Source organism: Rhizobium sullae, assembly GCF_900169785.1.
In the GTDB taxonomy this organism is placed as follows: Bacteria; Pseudomonadota; Alphaproteobacteria; order Rhizobiales; family Rhizobiaceae; genus Rhizobium; species Rhizobium sullae.
Genome location: NZ_FWER01000011.1, coordinates 95,641 through 108,393, shown reverse-complemented (window position 1 = coordinate 108,393; position 12,753 = coordinate 95,641). Strand labels below are relative to the sequence as shown.

13 protein-coding genes are annotated in these 12,753 nt (G+C 61.2%); 10 read left to right on the top strand and 3 right to left on the bottom strand.

The annotated features are described in order from the left end of the window. Positions 1-81: 81 nt before the first annotated feature. Positions 82-501 (bottom strand): hypothetical protein, encoded by a 420-nt coding sequence (locus BN1800_RS11980; protein ID WP_086997727.1) that lies wholly within the window; start codon positions 499-501, stop codon positions 82-84. Positions 502-516: 15 nt separating this feature from the next. Continuing rightward, positions 517-2,319: a YbaL family putative K(+) efflux transporter gene (gene ybaL / locus BN1800_RS11975; RefSeq protein ID WP_086997724.1), complete on the bottom strand. Its 1,803-nt coding sequence runs from the start codon at positions 2,317-2,319 to the stop codon at positions 517-519. 34 nt (positions 2,320-2,353) lie between these two features. Here ybaL and BN1800_RS11970 point away from each other — a divergent pair, with 34 nt between their 5' ends. Further along, positions 2,354-2,662 carry a helix-turn-helix domain-containing protein gene (locus BN1800_RS11970; RefSeq protein ID WP_086997720.1) on the top strand — a complete coding sequence of 103 codons (309 nt, stop codon included), beginning with the start codon at positions 2,354-2,356 and terminating at the stop codon, positions 2,660-2,662. Here the strand turns inward: BN1800_RS11970 and BN1800_RS11965 are convergent. Then, the gene (locus BN1800_RS11965; RefSeq protein WP_086997717.1) at positions 2,659-4,086 is read right to left on the bottom strand and encodes an ArnT family glycosyltransferase; all 1,428 of its coding nucleotides are present in this window, start codon (positions 4,084-4,086) and stop codon (positions 2,659-2,661) included. The genes BN1800_RS11970 and BN1800_RS11965 overlap by 4 nt on opposite strands. 642 nt (positions 4,087-4,728) lie before the next feature. Between BN1800_RS11965 and BN1800_RS11960 the strand changes: the two genes are divergently transcribed. The 9 genes from BN1800_RS11960 (at position 4,729) to cheD (ending at position 12,746) form a co-directional block, all read left to right on the top strand. Then, positions 4,729-6,360: a globin-coupled sensor protein gene (locus BN1800_RS11960; protein ID WP_086997713.1), complete on the top strand. Its 1,632-nt coding sequence runs from the start codon at positions 4,729-4,731 to the stop codon at positions 6,358-6,360. A 63-nt stretch (positions 6,361-6,423) separates the two neighbouring features. After that, entirely contained in the window at positions 6,424-6,720 is a 297-nt protein-coding gene (locus tag BN1800_RS11955; RefSeq protein ID WP_086997710.1) for an STAS domain-containing protein, read from the top strand. Further along, a complete protein-coding gene (gene cheY1, locus BN1800_RS11950; RefSeq protein ID WP_003570362.1) occupies positions 6,717-7,082 on the top strand; it encodes a chemotaxis response regulator CheY1 in 366 nt (121 codons plus the stop codon). The genes BN1800_RS11955 and cheY1 overlap by 4 nt, the downstream gene beginning before the upstream one ends. Before the next feature lie 16 nt (positions 7,083-7,098). Then, on the top strand, positions 7,099-9,387 hold the full coding sequence (locus BN1800_RS11945; protein ID WP_086997707.1) for a chemotaxis protein CheA: 2,289 nt from the start codon (positions 7,099-7,101) through the stop codon (positions 9,385-9,387). Positions 9,388-9,390: 3 nt separating this feature from the next. Next, positions 9,391-9,858, top strand: coding sequence for a chemotaxis protein CheW (locus tag BN1800_RS11940; protein WP_086997704.1), 468 nt, complete (start codon positions 9,391-9,393; stop codon positions 9,856-9,858). Further along, the gene (gene cheR / locus BN1800_RS11935) at positions 9,855-10,766 is read left to right on the top strand and encodes a protein-glutamate O-methyltransferase CheR (protein ID WP_086997700.1); all 912 of its coding nucleotides are present in this window, start codon (positions 9,855-9,857) and stop codon (positions 10,764-10,766) included. The genes BN1800_RS11940 and cheR overlap by 4 nt, the downstream gene beginning before the upstream one ends. Continuing rightward, the gene (cheB, locus tag BN1800_RS11930; RefSeq protein ID WP_027509858.1) at positions 10,763-11,806 is read left to right on the top strand and encodes a protein-glutamate O-methylesterase CheB; all 1,044 of its coding nucleotides are present in this window, start codon (positions 10,763-10,765) and stop codon (positions 11,804-11,806) included. Before cheR ends, cheB begins: the two co-directional genes overlap by 4 nt. After that, positions 11,806-12,195, top strand: coding sequence for a response regulator (locus tag BN1800_RS11925; RefSeq protein ID WP_022718672.1), 390 nt, complete (start codon positions 11,806-11,808; stop codon positions 12,193-12,195). The genes cheB and BN1800_RS11925 overlap by 1 nt, the downstream gene beginning before the upstream one ends. Then, positions 12,192-12,746 carry a chemoreceptor glutamine deamidase CheD gene (gene cheD, locus BN1800_RS11920; RefSeq protein WP_086997698.1) on the top strand — a complete coding sequence of 185 codons (555 nt, stop codon included), beginning with the start codon at positions 12,192-12,194 and terminating at the stop codon, positions 12,744-12,746. The genes BN1800_RS11925 and cheD overlap by 4 nt, the downstream gene beginning before the upstream one ends. The last annotated feature ends 7 nt before the right edge of the window (positions 12,747-12,753 follow it).

Sequence of the window (12,753 nt, the reverse complement as noted above, 5' to 3'; positions counted from 1 at the left end):
GTATTCCTTGAATATGCATATACCGGCGCGGTGCGCTGGCGGTGTGTCATGTGATGTTGCGGAGGCGCGATGGTCGCGACATCAAGCGGCGGGCGGGGCTCGCGGCTGATTGCCCGGCAGAGCGGCCGGACGAAGAGCAGTATCGACCGGCGGCAGAACCGCAGGCAGGCCCCACTCTGCGAATTCGAGATGCGGCGGCACCGGCAGGGAAACCGGGCCAAAATCGTGAAGCGTCTGTTTCGGCGCAACCTTGCGATCGGCGGCGAGAATGCCGCGAACCGCCTCGCGCGCGGTCAGCTGGAGCGGCTGCGGTTCCTTGCCGGACAGGGTCAGCGCATTATTGTCTGGGGCCGCGGGACCGGGAATGAGATTGCCGCCGATGAGAAGGCCGATATAAGCGGTAATCGCAAGGACGAGCGAAACAGCGATGCGGGCGCTCAAGCGGCGCGCATCGAGTCCTACCCCGTCATTCTTTGCGATCTCGCTCTCAAATCGGCTCAAAAGCGCAAAAACCCGTCATTCTTTCTCGGACGGCGCTGCGGCCGTGCCCGGAATTGTATCAGTCCCATGCCCATCTTCATAGGCCGGACTGTCATGATGCACTTGGGCGAGCCGGTCAACCATCCCCATGGCGATTTCTCGCTCGCCCATGATGACGGTATCGGCGCCGTATTGCTTCAACTCGTCGACCTCGGCATCCGAATGCGCGCGGGCGACGATCAGGATTGCGGGGTTCACACTGCGGCCGTATTCGGCAACGCTGCAGGCTTCGAAGGCATTCGGAATGGCAATCACCAGGCTGCGCGCGCCGGGAAGATTGGCGAGATCGAGCACTTCGCGGGCGGCGGCATTGCCGATTATCGTCTCGACGCCCTGCGTGGCAAGCTCTTCGATCCGCTTTTCGGAATCCTCGATGACCAAGAAAGGCGTGCCCGAAGATTTGAGGTTCTGACCGACGATGCTGCCGACCCGGCCGTAGCCGACGAGGATGGCGTGACCGGAAAGCGACGTCGGCTGGATTTCGTCTTCGGGTTCGGCGAGCTCGATGGGTGCCTCGGCTGCGTCGACCGGAGCCTCCTCCCGCTTTGGACGCTCGAGAAGCGGGCGCATGCGATCGCAGGCGAAAAAGAGCAGCGGATTGAGGATGATCGAAATTATCGCGCCGGCAAGGATGAGGTCGCGGCCCTCTTGCGGCAGCAGGCCAAGATCGACGCCGAGGGCGGCGAGGATGAAGGAGAATTCGCCGATCTGCCCCAGGCTTGCGGAGATTGTCAGGGCTGTGCCGGCCGGCTTTCTAAAGAGCAGCACGATGAGGAAGGCGGCGACGGACTTGCCGATGACAATGATGAAGACGGTTGCCAGGAGCGGCAGCGGCTTTTCGATCAGGATGTTCGGATCGAAGAGCATGCCGACGGAGACGAAGAAGAGAACAGCGAACGCGTCGCGAAGCGGCAGGCTTTCTTGAGCGGCGCGATGGCTGAGCTCACTTTCGGCAAGCACCATGCCGGCAAAGAAGGCGCCAAGCGCCAGCGACACGCCGAAGAGCTTCGCGGCGCCGAAAGCGACGCCGAGCGCGATGGCGAGAACGCCGAGGCGAAAGAGTTCGCGCGAGCCGGTATGGGCGATCCTATGCATCGTCCAGGGAATGAGCTTGCGGCCGAAGACCAGCATGAGGGCGACGAAGAGCGCCACCTTCACCAGCGTCATGCCGATAATGCCGCCGATGCCGAGGTCGAGCCCGAACAGGCGGTTGAGGCCGGCCGAAAGCGGTTCGACCGGCGCGTGCTCACCACCACCGATGCTGGCGGCTGCGGGTATCAGCACGAGCGCGAGGACCATGGCCAAGTCCTCGACGATCAGCCAGCCGACAGCGATCTTGCCTCGCTCGGTTTCCACGAGACGGCGTTCCTGCAGCGCTTTTAGGAGAACGACGGTCGAAGCGACGGAGAGGGCAAGACCAAAGACGAGACTGCCGCCTGTTGGCCAGCCCATCAGCGCGCCGAGGCCCCAGCCGAGGAGGGTTGCAAAGGCGATCTGAACGACGGCGCCCGGCACGGCGATGCCCCGAACCGAAAGCAGGTCCTTGAGCGAGAAGTGAAGGCCGACACCGAACATCAGCAGGATGACGCCGATTTCGGCGAGTTCGGGCGCCAGATCCTGATCTGCGACATAGCCCGGGGTATGCGGCCCGACGAGAATGCCGGCGAGCAGGTAGCCGACGAGCGGCGGCAGCTTCAACCGGTTGGCGATGGCGCCCAGGATAAAGGCCAGCACGAGACCTCCGACGATCGTCGAAATCAAAGGCGTATCGTGCGGCATTGCTCCCTCCCGATCTGGAATTCCCGTTCAAAACATGACATATATGGCGCATGTTGACCAATATGGGTGGTTTGGGATTATGGGTCAAGGCGCAAAGGAAACTATTCTGACACCTGCTTTATGCCGCGCCGCACGAGGGTTGCTCGATTGGACGCAGGCGGACCTTGCCGCGAAGGCGGCGGTCTCCCGCAGCACGATACGCGACTACGAAGGGCAGTACCATGAAATCCATCGCGCCACCGAGGCGCAGCTGCGGCTCGCCTTCGAGGACGGCGGCGTCCGTTTCGTTGAGATCGAAGGGGCGGGGATAGGGCTCTGCCTGCCTCCCGCGCGCAGCATTTAACCCTGCGGTCGCAGGCAGACGGCCGGCACCTTGTAGGCGTTGATCGTCTTGCCGCGGTAGTAACCGTCCGCCGGTTGCCAGCTTTTGACCAACTCAGGCGCAGCGGTCGCACAGGTCAGCTCATTGTGCGTGACGAAGAGGACTTGATCTTGCACATCCGCAGGCAGGGCGAAATTCTGCTCATAGTAATTGGCCGGGAAGCCGGCGGGCGGACGCGAGTAGATCTTGAGCGGCTCGTCTCTCAGCGTATGGAACATGTCGGCGACGAAATCGCGGTTGTCGGTAACGACGGTGCCGACACCAGCCTGCTTGGCGAGCGTGCCGACCTCTCGGCTGATCTCGCTGCGGCCGAGATAGCGCTTCATCGCTTCATTTCCGCCCGGAAGGACAAGCTGATGTGCAAAGATCGCGGCGAGCGGGAACAGGAAGCTTGCGAGGCCGCCGATGATGAGCGAGATGCGCAGGCCCTTCGGCCAGAGCTGCGTGAGGACTGACACAGCAAGAACCGTGCCTGCGACATAGGCCGATACGCCCCAATTCGCCTCGGCCTTCGCGACGAAGGCCTGCAGCGTAATCAGCAGGACGACGGGCATGGAAAGCCAGATGAGAAGTTTTTCCTTCTCGTCGCTCTTGCCTTTGATCATGCGCCACGTCGCCCAAAGCATGGCGAAGAAGACGATCGGCCCGACGACGCCGAACTGGGCGGCGAAGAATTCGAGCGCACCGCCAAAGTTCAGTTGCATCTGGTCCCACTTCGCGATGTCCTCGGTGTGGCGGACGGTTGTCGCGTCGTGGGTGACGTTCCACCAAAGGTTGGGCGAGGCGACGATGAGCGCGGTCGCCACGGAAATGAAGAAGTCGCGCCAGGCAATACGCGCAGCCGGAACAAGAAGCAGCGCGATCAATCCGCCGGGCACGATGAAAAGGATCGCGTATTTCGACAGGAAGGAACACCCGAAGGCAACGCCCATGACAAGTGCGAGCACGACCGAACGCTTCTCGCTCAGGCCGAAATAGGCCCAAAGGCCGATCGTCATGAAGAACAGAAGAACGACATCGGTAGAAAAGAACACGGACGAGAGCGCGACGGCAGGCATCGTGATGTAGATAGCGCCGGTCCAGCCTTCGATCTTAGGACCGGCAACTCGCCTGGCGAACTGCATCAGCAACAGCGCGGTGGCCACGTGCACGAGGGGCCCGCAAAGGCGCACCCAAAAAATGTCGGTGGAGCCCGAAATTTCCGTCATCGCGCGGATGAGCCAGGCGATCATAGGCGGCTTCGAGTAATAGCCGAAGTCGAGATTCTGCGACCAGAACCAGTACTGTGCCTCGTCGACGAAGAAATCCGTCGTGTCGAAATGCAGCATCACGATACGCCACAGAGTGACGGCGAGAATGATGAAAAGGCCTGTCCTGGCAGTCATGAACAACGTCCGCTGAGCTTGAGGCGCCTGCGATACATCAGAGGAAGGGGGCTGCCAACAGGGGCGGCGCAGAACGCCGCACTATGCCGCAGGTTCAGAGCACACGAAGGGTGGTTGCGCCGCGACTGGCTTCGATCCGCTCGAGCAGGGCGACGGCGGCCAGCGTCGCGATTGCGATGAGGCAGGAACCCAGTCCGAGAACAATCATTGCTCTATCCTTAACGACATCATGTCATGTCTAACAGGTGGGATATAACACAGAGCTTGTGCGGGACTTGTAGCGCGCCTGCAACGCCCAGAGACTATTTCGCTGAAGGCGCTCGGAATGCTTGGGAAAGGGCGGATTGTTAAAGCGCCAATTAACCTTCAAGCAAGGAATTAACCATAAACATTGCGATACACGTCGGAATGGGAAGATGTTTGCTCGTTCCCACCAGGCATGACGCCGTCCCGCCGTACCGGCTCGATCCGGTATCCGTCTCTTTTCCGAAACAGATTTGCTGATCGGGATACGTCCGCCCTCCGGTTTGCGCCGGCGGTTACACAGGTCGTTTCCCTGCAGTGCGCTCATCGGATGGAGCACAAAGGTTTTTCACCGGATCGTATCCGGAATGTGGTTGGGGATAGGCATTGGGGCAGGACATGCCATCAGATCAGGCCAAAGGCGCGCAGGCAGGCAGCCTTCGCGATCGCCTGCGCTTTGCCGGTCTCGATGACGCGCAATGCGAGGCAGTGCGCCGTCACCGGCCGATGCTCGAGGCCCGGCTGAAGAGCGGTCTTCGCGACCTGTTCCAGCGCTTCCAGTCCTTTCCGGACGCAGCCCGCAATTTCCAGAACGAGCGCCAACTCGATCGCCTGCATGATCTCCAGTCCTCCCATTGGGACGTGCTGACGGATGCCCGCTTCGACAGCCTCTACGCCGAGCGTGTCAAGGTTCTTGCCGATACCGAAAGCAAGATGGGGGTTGATCCGCGCTGGCATGTTGCTGGCCATGGCGTCATGCTGGAGCACATCATTTCGGGTCTGGCGGGCGAGCTTGCAGGCAAGCCGTTGCTGCCAGGCGCCAAGCGCCGCGCGAAAGAGGTCTCCGAGATGATGACGGCGATTATCCGCCTCGTCATGGTGGATGTCGAAATCGCCGTCTCGCTGCGTTTCAATGCCTTGCGCGCCTCGCAGCAACGCGCGCTTGCCGAGCAGCGCGAAAACGACCGGACGGAGATCACCCGGATTTTCGGTAACGTGGTCGACGGCCTTGCAGCCCGCGACCTGACCGTGCGCGCAGCCACCGATGGCGAAGATACCTACGCTGATATCGCCGGTGGGCTCAACGCGGCACTCGACGGCTTTCAGGCGGAATTTGTCGCAATCAGCGAGCGCGCCACGAAAGCCGAACTTTCCACGCGTTCGCTTGCGGCTGCCTCGCAGAGCTTTTCGGGCCATGCGGCCGGTCATTCCGCGCAGCTCATGACATCAGCAGCAGCGCTCGAAGTGATCGCCGGGGGTGTCCGCGACGGCGCAGCGGAAAGCCGCGCGGCCGAAAAGGCCGCGGCCTCCACCCGTGCCGCCGCCGAAGAGAGCGGTCAGGTTGTCGGCCGTGCTATCAGCGCGATGGCGGATATCGAACAGTCCGCCGAAAAGATCGGCCAGATCATCGGCGCGATCGACGAGATCGCCTTCCAGACGAACCTGCTTGCGTTGAACGCCGGCATCGAGGCTGCACGTGCCGGCGAATCCGGTCGCGGCTTTGCGGTCGTGGCGCAGGAAGTGCGCGCACTCGCCCAGCGTTCTGCCGAAGCCGCCCGCGAAATCAAAACCCTTGTCACGACCACCAAGGCGCAGGTCGATGCCGGCGTACAGATGGTCGGCCGCACGCAGGATTCGATCGGCAGCATCGTGCGGCAGGTAACCGGCATCAATGCTGCGATCGCAACGATTGCAAGCCAGACGGGCGCGCACGCTGCAAGCCTCGATATGGTAACGGCGGACGTCAAGGCGCTTGGCGGGCAGGTTGCCGACAGCGCGGCATCCGCCAACCGCGCGGCCGAAGGTGCCGATCATCTACACACGGTGATCCTCGAACTCGGGCAGACGATCCGCGAATTCCGCAGCGCCCGCGAAAATGGGCGGGTCGAAACGGCGCCGCCTCGCGCTTCCCGCCAACGCAGCATCGAGATCACGGCCCGTCCCGCCACACTGGACGAGGAATACGACAACGAGGATTTCGGGTTTTCGCGTCCGGCTGCGAGTTTCGGAGGCGCCCGAAATGCTTATTGACCTATCGGAATACGACCTCGCCTCATTTTTGCGGGCAAGGGACAACGGGACAAGGAAAAGCTGATGGCAGCAAGGAAGAGTGGGAAGACACTGAATCTGGCGGCGGTGCTTGATCTCAACGAGGCTTCGGCCTTGCGCGACAAGCTCATGTCAGTGCGCGGCGGCGACCTTTCGGTCGATGCATCCGCCGTCGAGCGCCTCGGCGGCCTGTGCGCTCAGGTTCTGATGGCTGCGGCGAAGACCTGGGACCAGGACAAGCATTCGTTCACCTTCACGAAAGTGTCCGATGCATTTCACAAAACCATGCAGCTGGTTGGCGTCGACATCGACCACCTGCTTGCCAAGGAGACCCGGCAATGAAGAAAAAAGTGCTCACCGTGGATGATTCACGGACAATCCGAAACATGCTTCTCGTGACGCTGAACAATGCGGGCTTCGAGACGATTCAGGCCGAAGACGGTGTCGAAGGTCTTGAAGTCCTGGAAGAATCCAACCCGGACGTCATCGTGACCGACATCAACATGCCGCGCCTCGATGGCTTCGGTTTCATCGAAGGTGTCCGCCGCAACGAGAAATACCGGGCGATCCCGATCCTGGTGCTCACGACCGAAAGCGACGCGGAAAAGAAGAACCGTGCCCGCCAAGCCGGAGCCACCGGCTGGATCGTCAAGCCGTTCGACCCTGCCAAGCTGATCGATGCCATTGAGCGCGTAACCGCTTAAACCCAGGATTTTCTCCATGGATATGAACGAAATCAAAGAGATATTTTTCCAGGAATGCGAGGAGCAGCTCGCCGAACTGGAATCCGGTCTCATGAAAATGAATGATGGCGATCGCGATCCGGAAACCATCAATGCGGTGTTCCGTGCCGTCCATTCGATCAAGGGCGGCGCCGGCGCCTTCGGTCTGGACGATCTCGTCGCTTTCGCCCATGTGTTCGAGACCACACTTGATTGCGTTCGTTCCAATAAGCTTGAGCCCACACAGGATGTCCTGAAGGTCATGCTGAAATCGGCCGACGTGCTGGCGGACCTCACCAATGCCGCCCGCGACGGCGGCAGCGTCGACGAAAGCCGCAGCCGCGGTCTGGTGAAGGAACTGGAAGCGCTGGCGAATGGAGAGCTGCTGTCTCCGTCCGCAGCCGCTGAAGCGCCGGCATCGAAACCTGCCGCAAAGGCGGCTCCGGCGCTTTCCCCAGCAGTGGAGGCGCCCAAGACGGCCGACGACAGCGGTTTCCAGCCGATACCCTTTTCCTTCGATGATTTCGGCGGTGAGGACGAGGCCGGCTCCGGTCTTCCTGTCTATGAAATCACCTTCAAGCCGCGCTCCGACCTCTATTCTAAGGGCAACGATGCCACGCTTCTGCTGCGCGATCTCTCGCGCCTCGGTGAAATGAGCAGTTACTGCAACATGGACGATCTGCCGGGTCTCGACGATCTTGATGCGGAGGCTGCTTATCTTAGCTGGAACATCACGCTGATGACGGACAAGGGCGAGGACGCCATTCGCACCGTGTTCGAATTCGCCGAATGGGATTGCGATCTGACGGTCGAGGCTGTCGAAGCCGAGTCCGCCGCATCGTCCAACGACGAACTGCCGATGATCCCGGTTCCCTTCGACCTTTCGATCTTAGATGAGGGTGCCGCCGAGCTTCCCGCCCATCAGCCGACGTCGGATGCGGCTACTGCCGTCGCTGCCGCAGAGACGGCCTCGAACGTAACCCAGATGGCGGCCGCGGCCGCCCGCGTCGAAAAGAGGGAATCTGCTGCGGCTGCTGCAGCAAGTGCCGCTGCTGCCCAGAACAATGCCGCAGCAGGCGCAGGTCAGACGATCCGCGTCGATCTCGATCGCGTTGACCGCCTGATCAACCTCGTCGGCGAGCTGGTCATCAACCAGGCGATGCTGTCGCAGAGCGTCATCGAAAACGACACGACCGGCACCTCGTCCATTAATATGGGCCTCGAAGAGCTGCAGCAGCTCACCCGCGAGATCCAGGATTCGGTGATGGCGATCCGCGCGCAGCCGGTAAAGCCGGTCTTCCAGCGCATGTCGCGCATCGTTCGCGAAATCGCCGACATGACGGGCAAGACCATCCGCCTGATTACAGAAGGTGAAAACACCGAAGTCGACAAGACTGTCATCGACAAACTGGCAGAACCGCTAACGCACATGATCCGCAATGCCGTCGACCACGGCATCGAAACACCGGAAAAGCGTGCCGCAGCCGGCAAGAATACCGAAGGCACGGTTCGCCTGACGGCAAAACACCGTTCCGGCCGCATCCTGATCGAGCTGGCCGACGACGGCGCCGGCATCAATCGCGAGAAGGTGCGCCAGAAGGCGATCGACAACGACCTGATCCCCGCCGACACAAACCTTTCGGACGAGGAGATCGACAACCTGATCTTCCTGCCCGGCTTCTCGACGGCCGATAAGATCTCCGACATTTCGGGCCGCGGCGTCGGCATGGACGTCGTCAAGCGCTCGATCCAGGCCCTTGGCGGGCGCATCAACATCACGTCCAAGCCAGGCCAAGGCTCCGTCTTCACGATGAGTCTGCCGCTGACGCTCGCCGTCCTCGACGGCATGGTGGTCACGGTTGCCGGCCAGACGCTTGTCGTTCCGCTGACAGCCATCGTCGAGACACTGCAGCCGGAAGCAGCTGCGATCCACTCATTCGGTGCGAACCACCGCCTGATCTCGATCCGCAACTCGTTCTGCCCGCTGGTCGATGTCGGCCGCATCCTGAACTTCCGCGCCACGCAGGCAAATCCGGTCGAAGGGGTCGCACTGCTGGTGGAATCCGAAGGTGGCGGCCAGCGCGCGCTTATGGTCGACGCGATCCAGGGTCAGCGGCAGGTCGTTATCAAGAGCCTGGAGGCGAACTACACGCATGTGCCGGGCATCGCCGCGGCAACCATCCTCGGTGACGGGCGCGTGGCGCTCATCCTCGATGTCGATGCCGTTGTCGGCGCCTCGCGCGGCCAGGCCCTGAAGCCTGAAATGTCGTTGGCAGCAGTGGGATAAGCCATGTCGTACGCCGTGAAAAATCTGAGCCAGGGGGATCGCGAACTCATCGCGTTCCGCATCGGCGACCAGGAATTTTGCGTAAACATCATGTCGGTTCGCGAAATTCGCGGCTGGACGCCGGCAACGGCCATGCCGCATTCGCCAGGCTACATGAAGGGCGTCATCAACCTGCGCGGCGCGGTGCTGCCGATCATCGATCTTTCGGCGCGGCTCGGCATGAAGCCCGCCGAGCCGTCGGTACGCCACGTCATCATTGTCGCGCAGGTCCGGCGGAAGGTCGTCGGTCTGCTCGTCGACGCGGTCTCGGACATCCTCACCGTGACCGACGACAATATTCAACCGACGCCGGAAATCTCTTCCGACACAGAACGCCAGTTCGCCCGCGGCATTCTTGCAATCGAAAAACGGATGATCTGCCTGGTCGAACTGGAAGCCCTCTTCCCCGATACGGAAAGCGAAGCTGCATGAATGCGTTGAGTGCAAAAGATCTCAGGCAGGGGAACCCGGACGAGGTTCTGGCGAGCGGCGAATATCCGCTGACGCGCCGCGACCTTACGGAAATCGCTGCGATGATCTACTCAGATGCGGGGATCTTCCTGAACGAGACCAAGGCTTCACTGGTTTATTCGCGTCTTTCCAAGCATATCCGCAATCTCGGCCTTTCGGGCTTCCGCGAATACTGTTCGCTGGTCTCCTCACCCGCCGGTGCGGCGCCGCGCCGCGAAATGCTTTCGCATCTGACCACCAATTTCACGCGCTTCTTCCGCGAGAACCACCATTTCGAGCACTTGCGTGACCATGTGCTGCCGGAGCTTCTGAACCGTGCCAAGATGGGCGGGCGTGTCCGTATCTGGTCGGCCGCATCTTCCGACGGGCAGGAGCCCTATTCGATTGCGCTGACCGTGCTTTCGATGATGCCGAATGTCGCCGACTACGATTTCAAGATCCTGGCAACCGATATCGACCCAAAGATACTCAATCTCGCTCGCGCCGGATCCTACGACGAGACGGCTCTCGAAACCGTGTCGCCGGCCATGCGCAAGCAGTGGTTCATGGAAGTCAACGTGGATGGCCGCCGTAAATTCCAGGTCGATGACCGCGTCAAGCGCCTGATCACCTACAACGAGCTGAACCTGATGGCGCAGTGGCCCTTCAAGGGCAAGTTCGACATCATCTTTTGCCGCAACGTCGTCATCTATTTCGACGAACCGACGCAGATGAAGATCTGGACGCGCTTTGCCGAACTGCTGCCTGAAGGCGGACATCTTTACATCGGCCATTCCGAGCGCGTATCCGGCGAAGCAAAGCACGTCTTCGACAATATCGGCGTCACGACGTATCGCCACACGACGAAGGGACTGGGGAGAAAGGGATGAGCGCACCGGCAAGAGTTCTCGTCGTTGACGACTCCCCGACGATGCGCGGGCTGATAAGCGCCGTCTTGAGTTCCGATCCGGAGGTCAGCGTCATCGGCCAGGCGGGCGATGCACTGGAAGCGCGCGAGGCAATCAAGAAGCTCAATCCCGATGTCGTCACGCTCGACATCGAGATGCCGAACATGAACGGCCTGGAATTCCTCGAGAAGATCATGCGGCTTCGCCCTATGCCGGTCATCATGGTCTCCACCATGACGCACCGCGGCGCGGAAGCAACCCTGGCTGCGCTCGAAATCGGCGCCTTCGATTGCGTCGGGAAGCCTGCCCCCGGCGAGCTGCGCCCGTTCGGCGACCTCGCCGAGAAGGTCAAGGCTGCCGCGCGCACGCAACGCCAGTTCGTGCAGCCGGCTGCAACTCCGGTTCCGCCGGTATCGGTCGCCGATTTCCGGGTCGGCCGCAAGATCGTTGCGATCGGTTCGTCGACGGGCGGCGTCGAAGCACTGATCGCGGTGCTTCAGAAGTTTCCGGCGAACTGCCCGCCGACGGTCATTACCCAGCATATGCCGCCGACCTTCACGAAAAGCTTTGCTGAGCGCCTTAACCGCCTCTGTGCTCCGGTCGTCGAAGAGGCGACGGATGGCGCACGTTTAGAGATTGGTAAGATTTATCTGGCACCAGGCGGAGAACGTCATTTGCAGGTCGCAAATGCGTCGGCTCCCTGTTGCCGTCTCGTCGAGCGCGATCCGGTGAACGGACATCGCCCCTCGGTCGACGTTCTCTTCGATTCCGTTGCCGAACTTGCCGGACGCAATGCGGTCGGCGTGATCCTGACAGGCATGGGCCGCGATGGCGCGGCTGGTCTCTTGAAGATGCGCCATGCAGGCGCGCGCACTCTCGGACAGAACGAAAAGACCTGCGTGGTCTACGGAATGCCGCGAGTGGCCTATGAACTCGGTGCCGTTGAGCAGCAGCTGCCACTGAATGCCATCGGCGAAGAAATACTGAAAATGACAGCCGCCCGAAAGGAAGGGACAGAATAATGTCGATTGCGGAGAAAATCAAAGTTCTGATCGTCGACGATCAGGTCACGAGCCGGTTGCTGCTCAGCGATGCGCTGACCCAGCTCGGCTTCAAGCAGATCACGGCTGCCGGCGACGGCGAGCAGGGCATGAAGATCATGGCCCAGCAGCCGCATCACCTGGTGATCTCGGACTTCAACATGCCAAAGATGGATGGTCTAGGCCTGCTGCAGGCCGTGCGCACCAATCCGGCAACCAAGAAGGCCGCCTTCATCATCCTGACGGCGCAGGGCGATCGCGCTCTCGTGCAGAAGGCTGCCCAGCTCGGCGCCAACAACGTGCTTGCGAAGCCCTTCACCATCGAAAAGATGAAAGCGGCTATCGAAGCCGTGTTTGGAGCGCTGAAATGAATGTCGAGGCAGCAGCCCGCCGCGTTCATATCATTCAAGGCGAATGGAAGGTCTTGAATGATCCGGGCGCGGTTCTGACGACCATTCTTGGCTCGTGTGTGGCTGCCTGTCTGCGCGATCCCGTGGCCGGTGTGGGCGGAATGAACCACTTCCTGCTGCCAGGCACGGGCAATACGCCGATGAGCGGCGGGGACGCCACACGCTATGGCGTTCATCTGATGGAATTGCTGATCAACGGCCTTCTGAAGCAGGGCGCGCGCCGCGACCGCCTGGAGGCAAAGATTTTCGGCGGGGCGAAGACGATCTCGACATTCTCCAATGTCGGCGAGCAGAACGCCGCCTTCGCCATGCAGTTCCTGAGGGACGAAGGCATCCCGGTCGTCAGCTCCAGCACCGGCGGCGAACATGGCCGCAAGCTCGAATACTGGCCGGTTTCAGGCCGCGCGCGCCAGTACCCGCTGACGGGCGCCGAAACGCAGAAAACGGTGGCTCTCGAACAGCGTCCCGTCACGCCGCAGAAGCCGGTCGAAACAAGTATCGAATTTTTCTGATGACAAG